Genomic DNA, 19063 nt, shown 5'->3' with positions numbered 1-19063 from the left:
TTTTCTCGACGCTCACAATTCTTGAATTTCTGCGAAATGCAGGCTGAGGTCGCAAAGCGGATATTCAGACAGATAGACCAAGACTCTCCCTAGAAGAAATTCGGACTCTTTTTAGAAAGGTGCGCAGTAACGGGGTAGAACCCCTTTGTAGTGGTCAACTAATCCCGGACAGTATTTTAAGGTTTTCCTCTGCTGCAACGGGAGAAATGCCGCCGTTGAACGTATGAGGTCTTTGCTGGTTGTAGTAGTCCATCAGATAGCCACCAACATCTTTTTTGGCCTCAGGCAGATTTCGATATCCCAGGGCCGGTATCCATTCAGATTTCAGACTCCGGAACAGCCTCTCCATCGGTGCGTTGTCCCAGCAGTTGCCACGTCGGCTCATGCTTTGTGTCATTCGATAGCGCCAGAGCCGCTGACGGAACTTTCGACTGGCATACTGGCTTCCCTGATCCGAGTGGAACATGACTTTTTCTGGTTGACCACGCTGTTCCCAGGAGTGGTCTAGAGCTTTGACCACCAAATCGGCATCGGGGCTGGATGACATCGCCCAACCAACGACGCGTCGGGCATATAAATCCAGAACGACAGCCAGATAACTCCACCGCTGGCCGCTCCATACGTAGGTGATGTCACCACACCACGCCTGATTCGGCCGGTCTACCGTAAACTCACGAGCCAGATGGTTCGGGATATCCGGTCGCTCAACGGTCGCCTGCTTGTAGGCGTGAGGACCCGGCTGCTTACAGATCAGCCCCAGCTCACTCATCAATCGTCGAACCTTGAAGCGCCCGATGACAACGCCGTCGTCATTGAGCATGCCCTTGATCGTTCTACTGCCGGCAGAGCTGCGGCTCTTGGTAAATAGGCGGTTTACCTGAGCCTTTAGGGCCAGACGCTCAACATCCACGTGCTTCCGCCGTTGGCGGTACTCGTAATAGCTGGAACGGCGTATATCAAACGCATTGCAGACCATTTCAACAGGCATTTGCTCACTCAACTGGTCTATCAGCGCGTACGATTCATGTCGTCCGACATCAAGAGAGCGGTGGTAGATTCAACCGGTCAGTGCAACATAATGCACACTGGTAACTATCGGGGCTTTCAGAATGTCGCAGCAAGTATTAAAGACCAGAGGGCTGACCTACCAGCAGAAGCAGGAGCTATGGGCTCGATGGAAGAAAGGACAGTCGCTTAGCGAGATTGGCAGAGCCCTTGGGAAGCATGCTGGATCGATTACTGGAATGCTCGCCATACATGGCGGCATTGCCCCTCTGAGACGTTCCAGGTCGGCGAGGGTGCTTAGTAGCTCTGAGCGCGAAGAGATTTCAAGAGGCATCTCAGCGGGACTGACATTGACTCAGATTGCCGACTCGATGGGACGGTCTGCCTCAACCATCAGTCGAGAGGTCAGTCGTAACGGAGGAAGAAGTCGGTACAGGGCGAACGTGGCAGATCGGCGTGCCTGGACCCAATCAAGACGTCCGAAAAAATGCCTTCTCGCATTGAATGAGCCCCTCCGTGCAGCCGTTGCCGAAAAGCTGAGCCTTGACTGGTCTCCAGAGCAAGTAGCAGGCTGGCTAAAACGCCAGTTCCCGGACGACAAGTCGATGCATGTGTCCCATGAAACGATTTACCGAAGTCTCTTTATTCAAGCCCGAGGTGTTCTGAAGAAGGAACTTATCAAACACCTCCGATCAAGACGCGGTATGCGTCGATCACGGCACAGAAGCTCTGAAGAGGCAGAATCCCGCACCAGCATCACAGATTTAGTTTCTATCCGTGCTCGGCCAAAAGAGGTTGAAGGCAGGGCTGTTCCTGGCCATTGGGAGGGAGACCTGATATCCGGATCCAAGAACTCACATATTGCGACGCTAGTAGAGCGGCAGTCCAGATTTACGATGCTCGTTCATGTCGGCGGAAAAGATACGGAAAGCGTTGTTTCGGCGCTTTGTCGGGAAGTCGGCCAACTCCCCGAGGAGTTGAAGAGAACCCTGACCTGGGATCGAGGAGGTGAGCTGGGTAACCACAGGAAATTTACGCTTGCGACCGACATGCAGGTTTATTTCTGTGACCCGCAGAGCCCCTGGCAAAGAGGCAGCAACGAGAACACCAATCGTCTGTTGCGCCAGTACTTCCCGAAGAAGACCGATTTATCGGGCTATTCCCAGAAGCAGTTAAATGAATTTGCAAGGAAGCTGAATGAACGACCGAGGAAAACACTCGACTACCTAACACCTGTGGAGAAGCTACAAAGTATATTTGCGTTGACCGGTTGAACTCATAGTAGCCTTTTTTAGTATGTCTTTCTCCTGCTCAAGGCGCTTGCAGCGGGCTTCCAGCTCCTGAATACGGCGCTGCTCCGGGGTTAACGCCTTGCCCTTCGGGGTGACACCGTCACGCTCCTCGGTCAGTTGGTTAACCCAGCGCCGGATAGCGCTTTCACCAATTCCCAGGGACACGCTCGTCTGGGGAATCGTGTAACCTTGATCCAGCACCAGGCTGGCTGCTTCCTGTTTGAACTCCGGAGAAAAAGAACGTCGCTTTCTGGTCATCAGACACCTCGTTTATGGTGGCGATATTACCACCTACGTTGGTGTCCGGAATCATTGAACCACTACACTTGGTGCATCTGTCACGATAAACGGTGGAAGACCAACTTGCCTCAGCCCATGCTTTGTGGATTGCCAACCTGTCCGAAAGGTAATGTGCTTTTCAAGCTGAATTCAGGTTCGTCTGTTGAAATGCCGCGTCGCTTGAAATCCATTTTTGAGCTATTTTGATTTGCGCACGAGATAGGTGGCGACCAAAATCATCCAACATCCAGAAACGGCGTTCATAGATGAAAGTTCTAATTGTCGAGGATAACGCGATACTCGCAGAAAAAATTTCTGGTTGGCTTGCGAAGGAACACTTTACTGTTGATGTAGCCAAAAACGGCGCAGAGGCCAATTCTTTCGTAGAAACATGCAGTTATCAGGCGATTATACTCGATATCGGACTGCCCGACCAGAACGGACTTTCCTTGATGCAGAAGTGGAGAAGCGGTGGCAAAGATGAGGCTATTCTTATTTTAACTGCTCGCTCCAACTGGACAGAGAGAGTTGAGGGCTTGAATGCCGGCGCAGACGATTATCTTCCAAAACCCTTCGAATTCGATGAACTAAAAGCTCGACTTAGCGCCATAATACGAAGAAAAGACGGGCGAGCAACTGATAAGATTATCGTGGATGGCTTTCAACTTAATGCAACCTATAGAACCCTAACAACTCCCGATCATAAAGAGTTCAGACTAACCGCAACGGAGTACCGCCTTTTACAATGCCTTCTTCGCTCTCCTGACAGAGTCTTCTCGCAGGACGAACTTGTTGAAGCACTCTATAATATCGAAAGGTGCCCAACCAGAAATGTCGTTCAAGTCTACATAGCTAGGCTCAGAAAGATACTCGGTAAAAAACGAATAAAAACATTGAGAGGACAAGGATATTTCTTTGCAAGAGATCCTCTTCAAAAAGGGGTTGAAGGTTAAATTATTTTACTGTGATTTAACCATTTTTCCTCAAGGGCCAAGGCTCGCCAGATAAATGCGCTGGCCCAAAGACCGGGCCAGCTTTCTCAATGTTTAACCGTTTCGGTGAAAAATACCAAATAGATTAAAAGGACTTAGTCCAGCCCAGCCAAAACTTCGGGTCGTCCGAATTGACCGAACCAAGTGCGTTACTTGAATCGATATCAGCGTACTCCAGATTAACACTAAAAGCTCCAAAGCTCTCCGCATCTTTGGTGATGTTGACAGCTGCATGTCCGTAGCTCGCCTCGCCAATAGACGCCTTGCTATCATCAGTGAAATCATAATAGCCAATCAAAACACCTGTGCTGAAATCGTCTTCCAGCGGCACATCAACAGATGCGTAATAATAGATATCGCCTTGAACGAACAGCCCATCGCCGCTTACGTCGCTGTTTGCTGTGTAAGCAACACCTATAGATGCAATGCTGTAATTCAACTCTCCGTATATTTCGCCAAAATCAATAGATTCAGGAGCATCAGGGTAAGAGTAATAAATGTACCCAACATCGTAACCAATATCCTCGATTGCACCGGAGAAGCCAGCATAAAGATCAAGCTCATAGCTCGTCCCATCGCCGAAATCCACATTGGAGCCCCAGCCGCCAAAATAAAGCCCCGACGCATGTTCGTAGTCAAGCCCGCCTTGCGTCGCCGTTGAGCCATCTGTTTGTGTCACACCACGAAATAAGTAGTTGCTTGTTACACCTAAATTTGCACTTACATTAGCGTTGGCAATTAACGGGACCGCTTGGAGGGTTACGAGCAAACCAACACTTAGCAAACAATCCTTAGTCGAGATACGTCTTTTCATCGTTTTCACCTTAAATTTTGACAGCTTAGTTATTTGCGCATCGAATAACGCATCTACAATGACTGCATATTTTGCGCCAACTTTTAGAGACTTAGTTTATGAGCAATTATTGTCAAATCAGGTCCATAGTTAATAAAATCCGTTGAATATTTAATCATTCAATGCAATGAACATTTTGCTTCATAGTTTCGCATTGCTCGACGATAGTGCACTCATTAATAATGCGCACCAAATAGGAACAAAAACTGAAATAAAAATATCACTAAAGTAGAATATTTTTAACGCAAAAATTCGAGATAAGATATGGTTCTATTAGGAAAATAGAGGTAGGTCTTAATTGGTCATGAATACTACTAAAAAAACTCTGAGTAAAGAATGCAAATTTCCAACTTTTTGCACTCTGTCTTTTTTTCGAAATTGATCAGCCTTAAAGCGCGACTTTCGCCGTTTTTGGAAAAATTAACAAAATCTATCATCAAACTAATCTTGGAGCCACGCAATTGCGCGCCTGGCTCCAAATAAACAACGATAAATGTTATTGCTTTGCCAAAAGATCCCCAATCAACTCTTTAATCAATCTATGTTCTTCCTTCAGTTTTTTGATGGTCTCGATCTCTTCCACACGATACTGGGAGGAACGTTCATCTATGCTCTTATTAGGATAGGTTCTTGCCTCGTTGTATCTGTCCGCTTGCCCTCCTGCGAGGGCTATTGAAGCACCACTTGCCAGGAAAGAAGCTACTAGAATCATGGATACTTTCTTCATAAAACGGCTCCGATATTTATTCCAATTAGACCGACAAAATTCAATGGCCTCGGATGATCAGTAGAACATCGAAACTTTAAACACACTTGAAAATCTATGGTGATGAAACGTTTTTTTAGCGTTTACCCCTAGCTCAAAAGCCATTCAGGTCGGCTTTGATGACACTAAACCTAATTTTTCAATGCCTGAGAAAATAAGACTAGGCCAGACCTATCTGAAGGCCAGAGCCGCCCTCCCTCAGGTTCGCACCCGTTGCGGCACGCTTCGATTCCAACTATGCTTTCGGACCGGAACACCTCTGTTTGCTTTCAACTGAACCCTTCCGCTCAATCGACAAAAGCACCCTCATGACAGCGCAGAAAAGCATCCGAAAAACTGCACTCCAATATGGCATGGTTTTTAGCATCCTGTATTTTCTGCTTATTTTTTTCTCACACACCTATGTGATAGAGGAGCTTTCGAACGAGTCCAGAAAACATCGTCTTGACAAAGAGGTGGAGAGTTTTCAAACCATCATTGCAAACGAAATGCCGACGGCCGACGAGATCGGAAGCATGATCGATCAATTCCAATTGCTACTGGAACACGCCCTCATTGTTGAAATGAAAGATGGAAGCGTCATTGCCAGTAACAACGTAAATCAAACGAAGTTGCGTATGATCTCAGAAAAGCCGGCGGGCTTTGTCGAAATATCCCACGGTGCGGATCGCCTTCTCGGATTAAAACGTGGTGTCGGAATTGATAGTTCGCTTTCGTCAATCACCATCTTGGAAATGGAAAGCGGACTAGCTGAGCGATCCAGTGGGGCTCACCTGACCTTGCTGGCTGCCTCCGCAATATTACTTGTTGTTCTCTTGGCTCTGGTAGGCACCACTACTTACCTGGCTTTGAAACCGATCGAACACATCAAGGAAGACATGAGGAGACTGCAATCTGGCAAACAACCTCGTTTGAATCCTGATGCACCAGAGGAGTTCAGTCCGCTGATCAAACAGTTCAATAACCTACTTGAACTAGCAAGTCGTCGCCTTGACCGCCATCGCCGCCTCAATTCCGATCTTTCTCACATGGTCAAGACCTCGATCTCTGCCAATCTCGCAATCTTGTCAGACACTGGTTCATTACCTCCGTCCCGCGACGACATAGAGTTCATGACCTCCAACCTAAAGGATCTAAGCCGGTCCTTGAACTACCGCATGAGCAAGGCAGATATCTCCGGCAGGCAGATGGGGCAAACATGTTTGCCGATTGAAATAGCGAACAACGTCATTTCTGTCATGGAAAAAATCTTTCCCGATAAGAGTTTCCGTATTAATACATCCTTGCCGAATAACTTCAGTTGGCCCATGGAGCGTCAGGACCTATCAGAGTTATTCGGTAACCTGCTCGAAAACGGCGGGAAGTGGAGTCAGGCTGAGATTGACGTTTCAATAAGCCAGACCGATTCCGGGCTAACGATAGAAGTTGCAGACGACGGCCCTGGGATTACTCCAGAAGCGGCCTCAAAAGTGATGGATAGAGGTTCCCGGCTTGACGAAACCGTTTCTGGATTTGGATTGGGACTGTCCATCGTGTCCGAAATACTAGAAGACAATTTCGGACGGATGAACATTGGCCCCTCAGAAACGGGGGGCGCCAGAATTACAGTTGTGCTTCCTTTCCCAGAGTAGAGCACAACCATAATTCCTCCGCCCCGCTATGACGGAGGGACTACCCTCCCCTGCTCGCGATCAAAACTGTGTATTTCCACCTCTTTTCTACCGTTGCATATCATCGAGTTTAGCCCTTGAGAAGCGCGTGAATAGAGCCGGCAAAACAAAAAGCGTTAGGAAAGTCGCAGTCACGAGACCACCTACAATCACGCTGGCCAATGGCTTCTGGATTTCCGCACCCACGCCCGTCGACAATAGCATCGGTATCAAACCGAGTGCCGAGGTTATTGCTGTCATCAAGACAGGACGCAAACGGGAGACGGCACCTTCAAACACCGCGGCATCCACGCTTAACCCATCCTGTATTCGCTGATTGATGCTTTCGACCATAACGACTCCGTTAAGCACCGCCACACCAAACAGTGTGATAAATCCAACGGAACTGGGCACGGAAAGGTACTGGCCGGAGATCCAGAGTGAAAAGACGCCACCAATGACAGCAAGCGGTACGTTGACAAGAATCAGCAGCGCCTGACCAACCGAACTGAAAGCAAAGTACAACAACAACGCAATCAGACCCAAGGATACAGGAACCACAATGGCCAATCGCTTCTGAGCTCGCTGCTGGTTTTCAAATTGACCACCAATATCCACCGAATAGCCGGGGGGAAGGTTCACTTCTGACGCGATGGTATCTTGAATATCGGCAACCACACTGCCCATGTCACGACCCTGCACATTGGACTGAATGACCACACGGCGCTGCACGTCATCGCGGCGCACCTGAGGCGGGCCGGACTCAATAGACACATCGGCCACATCACCGAGTCTCACCCAGGCCCCGGACGGCGCTTGTAACCTGAGATCGGCAATGGCATCCCGGTCCTCCCGGAAACGTTTGGCCAGACGCACATAGATATCGTACCGCTCATTTCCGTTGATGATCTGGCCTGCGGCGGCACCACCCAGTCCATCCCGGACGACACTCATCACATCAGACACGGCGAGTCCGTACCGGGAGAGTGCCTGACGGTCAGGCTGAACCACCAACTGCGCTTCACCAGCAATCTGCTCCATGGCGACGTCTCGTGTTCCCTGAACTGTTCGGACCGCCGCTTCAATCTGCTGGCCTTTCTCCGCCAGTACGTCGAGATCCGGGCCAAAGAGTTTGATGGCCAACTGCGCACGAACACCTGACAACAATTCATCAACCCGAGTCGCGATAGGCTGAGAAAAGTTAAACAGTAGCCCCGGGTGCTGTTCGAGCTTCTCCTCAAACAGGGCCTGCAATTCGTAGCGATTACTGGCGCTGGTCCACTCCGAAGTTGGCTTTAAGCCAATATAGATCTCTATGTTGTTGACGGGCTCCGGGTCGCCCCCTATTTCTGCTCGACCAGCCCGGGACAGAGCGTAAGTCACTTCTGGAAATTCCATCAACATGGCTTCCAGTTTTGGCGCAACTTCAATCGCCGTATCAAGGCTTGATGAAGGGGCCAGCGTCACCCGGAGGTTGATCGTCCCTTCTTCCAGTTCAGGGACAAACTCAGTGCCGAGTCGCGGCACGACCAGGGCCGCCAGCACCACAAGAACAGCGGCAGCACCGACAACAGATCGGGTGTGTTTCAGCGACCAGTCAAGGCCCTGGCGATAAAGCTTCTCAAGAGGTTTTAAAACGAAGCTTTCCCGTTCCCGGATACCCTTGCGAAACACAAACGAAGCCAACGCAGGCACGACGATCAGAGCAACGATCACAGCGGACACAATGGCCAGCATGATGCTGATCGCCATTGGCTGGAACAGCTTGGCTTCCACACCTTCAAAGCTGAACAGAGGCATGAAAACGACCAAGATAATCGCCGTGGCGAAAAAGATGGGGCGCGCCACTTCCCGGCCGGCTTCCTGGAGTCTGAGCGCAATGCCATGATCATCGTGTGACGCGTCCAACGGATCGGGGTCGTTTTCAATCAATTCATCTCGATGGGCGTCATGCTCAGCATCGGGATGCGTCAGATGTTTGAACATGTTCTCGACCATAACAACAGAGCCGTCCACCAGCATGCCAATTGCCACAGCAATGCCGCCCAGAGACATCAAGTTGGCCGAGAGACCGAACCAGGCCATGATCATCAGGGCAATACCGATGGAAATCGGTATTGAAAGCAGCACGAGCGTTGTTGCTCGCAGATTCATCAGGAAGAGAGCAAGCACAATCGCAATAAACACAAAAGCCAACAAAAGCGCATTCGTCACCGTCTCTACTGCCTTGGTCACCAGATCCGCCTGGTTGTAATAGGGCTCAAAACGAACCCCACTCGGAAGCGCCTGATTTATGCGCTCAATGCGAGCCTCGATGCCGTCGATGGTGGCTTTTGTGTTGGCCCCCATTCGTTTGAGTACAATGCCAGAAACCACTTCACCCAGTTGTTCAACTTGACCGTCTTCGTCCTTCCGGGTCATGGTCACCGCACCCTGGCGAATTTCAGTGCCAAGTCCCACCTGAGCGACATCGTCCACGGTTACTGTGATGCCGTCACTGGTTTTAACGGGTACCTGACGGATCTGCTCCAGCCCCTGCTCGCCATTGCCCAGCCATCCCATACCGCGAATAACCAACTGCTCCTGTCCGCGGCCCATATACCAGCCCCCAACATTGGAGTTGTTGTTTTCCAGGGCATGCATGACGTCATTCTGTGATAAGTCATAGGACAACATTCGAGCCGGATTCAGGTTCACCTGGTACTGGCGAACTTCTCCGCCAAACGACAGGATTTCTGTAACCCCTTCGGCCGGTATCAGCAACAGTTTGACCAGCCAGTCGTGCAAGCTGCGCAATTCCATTGCGTCGTACCCCGAATTCGGGTCCGCTATCAACAAGTACTGGTAGACTTGGCCGAGACCGGACGTATTCGGGCCCATTTCAGGCACCCCGACCCCGTCCGGAATCAGCTCCCGCGCGGCCTGCAACCGCTCGAACACCAGTTGACGCGCGAAATAGATATCCGTGCCCTCTTTAAAGACCACGGTGACACCGGACAACCCGGTTTTGGAAATGGATCGAACCTCCTCAACATCCGGCAACGCATACATCACCGCTTCAATGGGATAGGTGATCAGCTGCTCGACCTCCTCAGCCGCAAGTCCGGGCGCCTCTGTGTTAACAGCGACCTGGACGTTTGTAACGTCAGGGAAGGCATCAAGATTCAGTTTTGGGATCTGAAACGCGGCCGTGGCGATAAGCACTGCTAGCGCAATAAGAACCAACAGGCGGTTCTGAACCGCCCAGTCGACAACTCGGTTGAACATAATGGCTCCCGGAATCAGTGGTTGTGTGGGTCAAAGCCGCCTTTGGCAATTTCAGAGGCCACAAAAAATGCGCCCCGCGAAACAATCCGCTGGCCTGCAGTCAGGCCGGAAATTTCACGGAGTCCGCCAATTGAGCGGCCCAGTTCCACTTCCACAGGCTCATACTCCCCTTCAGCCTCTTCCACATAGACCGTCCAGTCGCCATCGGCCCCTCGCATCAAGGCGCTCTCCGGCACCGCAAGTACCGGCTCCTTGGTTTTAAAAAGGAAATACACATCTGCAAACATTCCGGGATGAAAACGATCTTCAGGATTGTCCAGCTCCAACCGAACAATCCGCGTGCGGGTCACAGCGTCAATGGTATGAGCTTCTTGGGATACCGTTGCCACAGCTACACGACCTGCAACTCTTACTTCCGCTTCTGCTCCTTGCTTAAGGACAATGTCGGAGTTTGCTGGCAGGTGAGCCTCTACCCAAAGTTCGCTTTCATTAGCCAGAGTCACCAGCGGTTGGCCTGCCTCAACTCTTTGTCCTTGCTCAAACTCATCGGTCAGCACTGCGCCGTCCACGCGAGCCCTGAGCGTGTATTCACCGAGACTACCTACGCCGCTGGCCTTCAACGCACCAATGTCATCATCGTTTAGTCCATAAGCAAGCAGAGTCGCCCTCGCCGCTTCAATATTGGCTTTCGCGGTATTGAACCGTTGATCACCCACCACGGAACGACCCAGCCCGCTGATTCGCTCCCATTCAGGAAAAGCCTTCCTGTAATCAGCCTGCGCCTGTGCCACCGTCTCACTGAACAGGGTTACCAGCGGCTGACCTTTGGTTACGTGCTCACCCAATTCCACGTGACGTCTCAACACCACCGAGGCAACTCGGGGGGACACGTGATAGCTGGTATAGCCGTTGGTCAGCAGCTCACCGGGAGCGTAAATTTCATAGTCAACGCGCTTGCTCTCGAGGGTTGCTACTTCAATGCCGGCAAGCTCTTTTTGTTTGGCATTGATGCTTGCGGAGGTTGCTTCTTCATGACCACCATCGCTCTCCTCTTCGTGGCCATGACCTTCTTCTTCATGCTCACGTTCTTCAGCATGTCCGCCCTCATGCTCATCCTCTTCACCGGTGCCTTCTCGATGATCGTCGCCACCGGCGGCATGATCGTGGCCCGCCTCGTTATGAGCATCTTCCTCGGCCTGCACCAGTGAAGGGGGAGCTATAAACAGCGTCAAAACAAATACTGAAATCAGAGTTTTTTTCATGATGAATATCCAGTTTCCAGAATATTATTGGAAGGGGGTGATCAGTTCGCCAGACTGGCTCAAGAGCTCAATCAGGCCCAGCTGCGCCAGCTTTTCCAGTTCAATACCGGTTTTCAGACTCTCCGCGCGCTGGCCCAGCGCCTGGAGATACTCAGAGGTGGAGAGGTCGCCGACCTGCCACTGCTTCTCAAGCAAATCGGCACTTCGCTGTACACGCCCCTGGGATAGTTCTTTCCATCGACGGAGTTGCTTGTCGTATCGCTTCCAGGAAGCGCGAGCGCCTGCCAGGTCATATTGTCGTTTCCGGTAGAGCGCCTGAAACCGCGCTTCCGCCTCCAGAGCCCGTCGATTCGCAGCCCGGGTTTCAGCGCTGTAGTTATTACGGACGTTCAGAGGGATCGAGAATGTCAGGCCAACCACGTTCTCGCCGCCGTCACGCCCTCCGCTCAGCCCTACTGTCGGCGATGCTGTGGCTTTGCGTCTGGCAACCTCTGCCTCACTTTTCAGCACCTGCCACTCGGCTCGAGCGGCAGCAATTGACGGGTGTGCCAGCAGATCAGCATCACCAATCTCGGACTCCAGCGCTGACCATATATACTCGGGGATTCCCCCATCCTGAGGCCTCCAGTCCGGCAGACGTTCTCTAACTTGAGTTTCTGCTCGATCAACTGCGGCCTTTGCCTGGGCGACTTCGCTCAACTGACGGGATAGATTTAAAAACAGAAGCTCTGCGTCGGCACGCCCCAGATCACCTGCCTGCTGGCGCTGTTCAACCTGGTCCAGCAAGGCATCCAGGCGCTGCTGTTGGGATTCAGCAATTTCCTCTAACAGCGTAGTGGTGCGCCACTCGACAAGCGCAAACAATGATTCAGACGTTTGTGTCAGGACTGCTTCGCTCAAGCCAGCTTGCGCAGAAAGCCTGATCAGCTTTGCCTTCTCCTTTAATGCGCCCTGTTGATCAGACCAATCGATCGTTTGTGACAGCCCTGCCTCAAAGTTATTCTCACTGCCCGTTCTGTCTGCTCCCACGGATAACTCCGGGTTATACAGCGGTTGTTCGCTTGCCTGAGCGTCCTCTTTCCGCGCTGCCGCCTGCTCTGTCGCTGCCAGTACCTCCGGGTGCTTACTTATCTGGCCTGTGAGCCAATTCGCCCAATTGACAGTCTCCGCTTGACCTAACAGAGGAATGGACAATAGTACTGAACACAGCAACGCCCGAGGCGAGTGCTTGCTTGCCTTCATCATCGTTCTCCCGAAGCAATTAGTAGCCAAAAATTATGGGCGGTAAGAAGCCCGTGACGAGGTAGGAAGTGATCGGAATCTTAAGTGTGAACTTTGAAATGAGTTTGAATTTGCAGCCTATTTTAGAAAAATCGCCTAGGGCCTGCGCGACATAAGCTTTTGACCTGCCATGTTTTGAACCGGTTCATCGCCCGACTGGCCAGCAGGTCAACCGGGGCGCCAGGATGGCTCACGGCATAACCCTCAGACCGAGTAATCAGGGAAAGGCTGTTAACCGTTTTCAGCCTGGTGACACCTTCCCGCACCATGAGCATTGACTATTGACTCGATAGTTACAGAGCCGTAAAGTTTATAGACAGAAATGCGAATTGTTTGCACCTGCATTACCACCAGCAAATGATAACGGAGAATAACCACATGTTTAAACCTTGCCGACTATCACTGGCCGTGGCAATCAGCCTTGCCCCGGGTCTGAACTGGGCCGCCGGAGATAACCAGCCCCAGATGCTTGAACCCATGGAAATCATTGGCGATGCTTCTGCCGTCCAGACCTTGCCAGGGTCAGGCTACGTTGTTGGTGAGCAGCAGATGAAAACCGAAGTTGAGACCGACATCAACCAGGTACTGAAAACCGTTCCGGGTGTCTATGTGCGGGAAGAGGAAGGCCTGGGTCTGCGACCTAACATCGGCATCCGCGGCGCCACGGCCGAGCGCAGCAGCAATGTCACCCTGATGGAAGATGGCATTCTTATCGCACCGGCGCCCTACTCCAATCCGGCCGCCTATTATTTCCCGACGCTGAAGCGGATGTCCTCGCTGGAAGTGCTCAAGGGTGCCCCGCTGCTGCGCTATGGCCCGCAAACCACCGGTGGTGTCGTCAACCTGATTTCCACACCCATTCCCGATCAGCGGCAGGGCTATATTGAGTCCGTCACCAACGACCGCGGCTCCACCGACGTTCATGTAACCTACGGTGACACGGCCGGCGACTGGGGCTACCTGCTTGAGACCGTCCAGCGCTCCGCGAAAGGCTTCAAGGAAATTGACCGCAGCAACCGCGATACCGGCTTTGATATCGAAGACTATGTCGGCAAACTACGCTGGCAGGGAGAGCGCCAGAGCGTGACCGCCAAGCTGCAATACTCCGAGGAAACCTCCAACTCCAGTTACCTCGGCCTGACCGATGCGGACTTCAGCCAGGATCCGAACCGGCGTTACGGGTTGTCCAGCATCGACCAGATGAACAATACCCACTCCGGTATCAGCCTGACCCATCAGTTCGATTGGAGTAACACCGTAAGCAGCACGGCCACCCTCTATCGCAACGACTTCAAGCGGAACTGGTTCAAGCTCAGCGGCGGCGGAAGCATCATCGACTCGGCAAACGGCGGCGACGCCAATGCCCAGGGTATTCTGGACGGCACAGTTGATGCCAGCGGTCTGGATTACAAAAACAACGCCAGGGACTACCTGTCCGAGGGCGTGCAGGTAAACTTTGATGTCGACATGGGCAGCCACCAGTTTGATTTCGGCGCCCGCTACCACGAAGATGAAATGGATCGTTTCCAGCCAGTCGATGTTTATGACCAGGTCAACGGCTCTCTGGTGTTCCAGAACACTGTCGCCCCCACGGGCAGCAATAATCGCTTTGAGACCGGCGAGGCCCTGAGCTTCTGGGCGCTCGACACCTGGCAGGCGACGGACAAGCTCAGCGTTAACCTCGCCCTGCGCTACGAGGATGTGAAAACCGGTCGCACCCAATACGCGGATCCCGGCCGCACAACCATCGACAGCACCCGCGCCAATGAGAGTGCTGAACTCCTGCCCGGCACTTCCTTTACCTATGACCTATCCCAAAGCTGGCAGGTTCTGGGTGGCGTACACCGGGGTTTCTCACCTCTCGGGGGTGGTGCCAAGGCAAACGAAGAGCCGGAAACCAGCAAGAACTGGGAGGCCGGCCTCCGGTACTTTGGCAATGCGTTCTTCGCGGAAATGATCGGCTTCTACAGCGACTTCTCCAACAAGGCCGAAAACTGTTCCGTGGGATCGCCGTGCAGCAATGGCGCCACCTCTGGCAGTTTTGTAACCGGCGAGGCTGAAATTTCCGGTGTTGAGTTCCAGCTCCAGACCGGCACGCGGGCGGGCGAGTTCTACCTTCCGGTTAGCCTTACCTACACCTTTACCCAAGCGGAAATCAGCAAGGACAATGCTGCCTCGGGCCTGACAAAAGGTGAGCAGCTCAAAGACGTACCTGAAAACCAGATGAGCTTCCGGACAGGCATGGAACACCCAAGTGGCTGGGACAACTACCTTGTGGCCACCTACGTCGATGAAATGTGCGTCAGCGCAGGTTGCAACAACACCGCCACGAAACTGGACGAGACCGAGTCCCTGTTCCTGGTTGATTTCATCAGCCGCTACGCACTGACCGCCAGTGCGGATGTCTTCCTGAAAGTGGACAATGTGTTCGATGAGCAGCAAATTGTCTCACGTTTGCCCGATGGCGCCATGGCAAACCTACCACGCACCGCTTCATTGGGGATAAGCGTCAACTTCTGACGAACAACCGGATGGCGCCTGATTTCCGGGTGGCTTCGCGTTTACGTCACGACAGCAAAGAGCCCGAGGCTGGGGCTCAGATTGCTGATAAACCCTCGTCATTACGGCGGGGGTTTGTTGTAGTTGGAGCCTCGACTTTTTAGAGACTGACCCATTCTCAAAGCGCCGCTTCCGCCGCAACACGAACATGAAGTGGTCGGCCGGCGCAACTCGCCGCTCAATCCACGGACGATGCTAAAGTTACTGATTTATGCCTACGCCACCATTGTCTTCTCTTCGCGCAAGATCAAACAAGCAATTTGAGCTTTTCGACTCGTTGCGGGCGGCCTAGGCGAGGTCTGAAATCTTTCAGCCGGGAATGGAGCTGTGATGGCGGCTCGCGCGACCAGCACAGCCGCGATGCCACCATCCAGCTTAAATAGAACTAGCTTGAAGTGGGTTGAAGTGCGCTTTCGTTGGCCGCACCATCCTCGATGCGAACAGCCCGAACCAGGCGGGATACCAGTACCTTGCCGTCCCCCGGGTGTCCATCCCGGGTCCTGCTCGTTCGCACAATGATGTCCACAACTTCATCGGCAACAGTTTCGGTCGCTACATCTACTTCCAGCTTGACCATCTTCACTTTCTCCAGAGGCGACTCATCACCGACCAGATGGCCAAATTCGTTGAGAGACACGACGGCAATGCTTGCCACTCCTTGGACTTTTGCTAGAGCATCAACCACATGCTCCGCCATCACCTCTCTGACATAAGCCTTTATTTCGTACATAAACCTTCTCCTGCCTATCAGACTTCAACGTCACGACGTTCGGATGCAAACCACTGGTACACACTGGGCAACACCACCAGCGTCAGCAGCGTTGAGGTGATCAGACCGCCAACCACAACCGTCGCCAGCGGCCGTTGGACATTGGAACCAATACCGTCGGCCAGCAACAAGGGAATCAGCCCCAGAATAGCCACCGAGGCTGTCATCAGAACCGGCCGCAAACGGCGTTGAGCACCCAGCTTGACTGCTTCAATGACTTCGTAGCCTTCGTCCCGCAACTGATTGATGTAGCTCACCATCACCACACCGTTCAGTACGGCTACGCCAAACACAGCGATGAACCCCACCGCTGCAGGCACGGAGAGGTAAAGCCCCGTCACAAAAAGCGCGACAATGCCACCAGTAACCGCAAAGGGCACATTCATGAAGATCAGCGCCGCATAGCGCAGACTGCTGAATGCGGAGAAAAGAAGCAGGAAAATAAGCGCCAGGGTAATCGGCACAACAATCGCCAGCCGCGCCATGGCCCTTTCCTGGTTCTCAAACTGACCACCGAACTCCACGAAATACCCCGGCGGCATGTCCACTTGCTTTTCAATCCGATTGCGCAAATCCTGAACAACACTGCCCATATCGCGACCACGTACGTTCATCTGCACGTACTGTCGCCGACTGGCATTGGAGCGTGAAATTTTCTTGGGTCCCGCGTACATCTCAACATCTGCCACCCGTGAAAGCGGTATCAGCTCGCCGCTGTTGCCCCTAAGGGGAAGCTTCCTGATTTCATCGATGGACCCGCGATAGGACTCTTGCAGCCGGGCGAAAATCTCAAATCGCCGGACACCGTCGAAAACCAGCCCGGCGCTTTTACCGCCAATACCGGTTTCAACCGTACTCATCAGGTTATCGATGCTGATGCCGAACTGCGCCAGCACTTCACGGTCGGGGCGAATAACGATCTGTTTTTTACCCGCACTCTGCTGCGCGCGCACATCCGTTGCACCCGGCACATCATTCGCCAGGGCCGCTACCTCCCTGCCGATCCGGCCCAACTCGTCTAGGTCATCGCCGAAAATGCTGGCAACCAGTTGCGCCTGAACGCCTGACAGGAGTTCGTCGGTTCTGAGCTGAATCGGTTGGGACAGATTGTTGGCAAGCCCCGGGACCCGTTCATCCAAAGCCTCTGCAATCCTGCTTTGGAGATCCTCATAGCTCACGTCCTCTCGCCACTGATCCAGGGGCTTCAGATTGACAAGCGTCGCGACAACGTTCACAGGTTCAGGATCACCACCCACTTCGGCACGACCGATCCTGGCATAGGTGCCGGTGACCTCTGGAAATTCATCTACAACGGACTGAATCCGTTTGCCATATTTGATGGCGGATTCAAGACTGGCTCCAGGTGGCAGTGTCGAGCGAATCTGGAACGTGCCTTCCCTGAGCGTGGGAACGAATTCGCTTCCGAGATAGGGAAAGAGCAGAAGACTGCCTGCAAAAGCAACGACGGCCACGCCCATCACAATCTTAGGGACTTTGACGACAGTATTCACCACCGGCTTGTATAACCGGTTCAGGAACAGAACCAGCTTCGGCTCCTTATGTTGCCCACCCATTTTGAATGAGAGCGAGGCCAGAACCGGCACCAATGTCAACGCGAGTAGCAGCGCACCAATCAACGCGAAGCTGATGGTGTAGGCCATGGGCGAAAACAGCTTGCCCTCAACGCCCTGCAGGGTAAACAGCGGCAAAAAAACAATGATAATGATGCCAATCGCAAACACGATCGGACGAGCCACTTCCCGAGCGGACTCACCTACAAGCCTCAAAACGCTGACCTTTTCATCGGATCGCTCCTCAAGGTGTCGGAAGATGTTCTCTATCATCACGACAGCGCCGTCCACCATCATGCCGATGCCGATAGCCAGCCCCCCCAGACTCATCAGGTTGGCCGACAGGCCCGACATGCGCATGGCAATGAACGCAAAGAGTACAGACAACGGCAATGTCGCCACCACGATCAGTGTGGAACGAACATTTCCGAGGAACAGATAGAGAAAAACCAGTACCAGAACCGAACCTTCAAGCAGTGCTTTCTCGACAGTGCCTATAGCCTTGCCCACCAAGTCTGCCTGAGAGTAATACGCTTCAATCTTCAACCCCTCTGGGAGGGACTTGTTCAGATCGTCGATTTTCGCATTGACGTCCTCAAGCACCTGACTGGTGTTGGTGCCAATCAATTTCATCACGTAACCGCCCACGGATTCCTCACCCGAGGACACCTCTGCCCCACGGCGAATCGCTGGCCCAAGCCCAACCTCCGCCACATCCTTGACGTAAATAGGGGACTCACCCTCACTCTTGGACACAATGATGTTCTGGATGTCTTCGATGCCTTCGTAACCTGAGTCGACCCAACCGTAACCGCGAACAATGTACTCTTCACCGCCTCGCGTAATGAAAGAGGCGCCGACGTTACGATTATTCTGGGTGAGAGCGCCGCGAATATCAGACACCGTCAAGTTCCTTGCCTGAAGCTCCTGCGCATCGATATTGACCTGGTATTGTTTTACCTCGCCGCCGATGGACAGGACACCGGTTACACCCGGCACGGTTCTGAGCTGTGGCTTGACAATCCAGTCTTGGATCGTGCGGATTTCCTGCAGGCTGTACTGCTCTTTATCCTCAGTTTCCAAGGAATACATCAGGATGCGCCCAAGACCGCTTGCGATGGGCCCGAGTTCGGGTTCCCCCATCCCTTCGGGAATCTGGCGCTTGGCCTCGGATAGCCGTTCGTTAACTAGCCGCCTGGCGAAGTAGATATCGGTGCCATCTTCGAAATAGATGGTCACCCGCGAAAGTCCGAAAATCGACGTGCTCTGCACTTTTTCTAACTTGGGAATTCCATACATGCTGATCTCAACGGGATAGGAAATCAGCGTTTCGATATCAACTGGCGACAAACCAGGACTGGTAGTGAACACCTGAACCATGGTCGGTGTCGCGTCCGGAAACGCATCCACCGGCAGTTTTTGAAATGAAAATATGCCGGCAACGATCACGGCGATAGCAAAAACAAGCGTCATCAAACGATTGTTCAGCGCATAATTCACAATTGCGTTGATCATGCT

General features: G+C 52.6%; 11 protein-coding genes and 2 pseudogenes. 4 read left to right on the top strand and 9 right to left on the bottom strand.

Annotation, left to right across the window (positions count from 1 at the left end; all coding sequences use genetic code 11):
- Positions 1-154 precede the first annotated feature (154 nt).
- Positions 155-1045: pseudogene (locus tag HP15_RS00600) on the bottom strand (IS3 family transposase); the annotation flags it as partial.
- Between the two features lie 64 nt (positions 1046-1109).
- On the opposite strand from HP15_RS00600, the gene HP15_RS00595 reads away from it, so the two are divergent.
- A complete protein-coding gene (locus HP15_RS00595) occupies positions 1110-2279 on the top strand; it encodes an IS30 family transposase (RefSeq protein WP_014575753.1) in 1170 nt (389 codons plus the stop codon).
- On the opposite strand, the pseudogene HP15_RS00590 reads toward HP15_RS00595, so the two are convergent.
- A pseudogene (locus HP15_RS00590) lies at positions 2256-2555 on the bottom strand (transposase); the annotation flags it as partial. The gene HP15_RS00595 and the pseudogene HP15_RS00590 sit on opposite strands and share 24 nt — an antisense overlap.
- Positions 2556-2842: 287 nt before the next feature.
- On the opposite strand from HP15_RS00590, the gene HP15_RS00585 reads away from it, so the two are divergent.
- Entirely contained in the window at positions 2843-3529 is a 687-nt protein-coding gene (locus tag HP15_RS00585; protein WP_014575751.1) for a response regulator transcription factor, read from the top strand.
- Between the two features lie 124 nt (positions 3530-3653).
- Here HP15_RS00585 and HP15_RS00580 read toward each other — a convergent pair whose 3' ends face one another.
- The gene (locus HP15_RS00580) at positions 3654-4382 is read right to left on the bottom strand and encodes a TorF family putative porin (RefSeq protein ID WP_041644866.1); all 729 of its coding nucleotides are present in this window, start codon (positions 4380-4382) and stop codon (positions 3654-3656) included.
- A gap of 535 nt (positions 4383-4917) precedes the next feature.
- Positions 4918-5148, bottom strand: coding sequence for a hypothetical protein (locus HP15_RS00575; protein ID WP_014575748.1), 231 nt, complete (start codon positions 5146-5148; stop codon positions 4918-4920).
- 347 nt (positions 5149-5495) lie between these two features.
- On the opposite strand from HP15_RS00575, the gene HP15_RS00570 reads away from it, so the two are divergent.
- Positions 5496-6818: a sensor histidine kinase gene (locus tag HP15_RS00570; protein ID WP_041646046.1), complete on the top strand. Its 1323-nt coding sequence runs from the start codon at positions 5496-5498 to the stop codon at positions 6816-6818.
- Positions 6819-6905: 87 nt separating this feature from the next.
- Here HP15_RS00570 and HP15_RS00565 read toward each other — a convergent pair whose 3' ends face one another.
- From HP15_RS00565 to HP15_RS00555, 3 genes are read right to left on the bottom strand one after another with little or no spacing between them, the layout of a single operon-like run.
- Positions 6906-10103, bottom strand: a complete 3198-nt coding sequence (locus tag HP15_RS00565) for an efflux RND transporter permease subunit (RefSeq protein WP_014575746.1) — start codon at positions 10101-10103, stop codon at positions 6906-6908.
- Between the two features lie 14 nt (positions 10104-10117).
- Complete coding sequence (locus HP15_RS00560; protein WP_014575745.1) at positions 10118-11365, bottom strand: efflux RND transporter periplasmic adaptor subunit; 1248 nt, start codon at positions 11363-11365, stop codon at positions 10118-10120.
- Positions 11366-11389: 24 nt separating this feature from the next.
- Positions 11390-12607 carry a TolC family protein gene (locus HP15_RS00555; protein ID WP_041644864.1) on the bottom strand — a complete coding sequence of 406 codons (1218 nt, stop codon included), beginning with the start codon at positions 12605-12607 and terminating at the stop codon, positions 11390-11392.
- 417 nt (positions 12608-13024) lie between these two features.
- Between HP15_RS00555 and HP15_RS00550 the strand changes: the two genes are divergently transcribed.
- Positions 13025-15166, top strand: a complete 2142-nt coding sequence (locus tag HP15_RS00550) for a TonB-dependent receptor family protein (RefSeq protein WP_041644863.1) — start codon at positions 13025-13027, stop codon at positions 15164-15166.
- A gap of 424 nt (positions 15167-15590) precedes the next feature.
- On the opposite strand, the gene HP15_RS00545 is transcribed toward HP15_RS00550, so the two are convergent.
- Both HP15_RS00545 and HP15_RS00540 read right to left on the bottom strand, forming a co-directional pair.
- On the bottom strand, positions 15591-15935 hold the full coding sequence (locus tag HP15_RS00545; protein WP_014575742.1) for a P-II family nitrogen regulator: 345 nt from the start codon (positions 15933-15935) through the stop codon (positions 15591-15593).
- Positions 15936-15952: 17 nt separating this feature from the next.
- Entirely contained in the window at positions 15953-19060 is a 3108-nt protein-coding gene (locus HP15_RS00540; protein WP_014575741.1) for an efflux RND transporter permease subunit, read from the bottom strand.
- Between the last annotated feature and the right edge of the window lie 3 nt (positions 19061-19063).

It is taken from the genome of Marinobacter adhaerens HP15, from assembly GCF_000166295.1.
In the GTDB taxonomy this organism is placed as follows: Bacteria; Pseudomonadota; Gammaproteobacteria; order Pseudomonadales; family Oleiphilaceae; genus Marinobacter; species Marinobacter adhaerens.
This window is presented reverse-complemented; position numbering and strand designations above follow the sequence as displayed.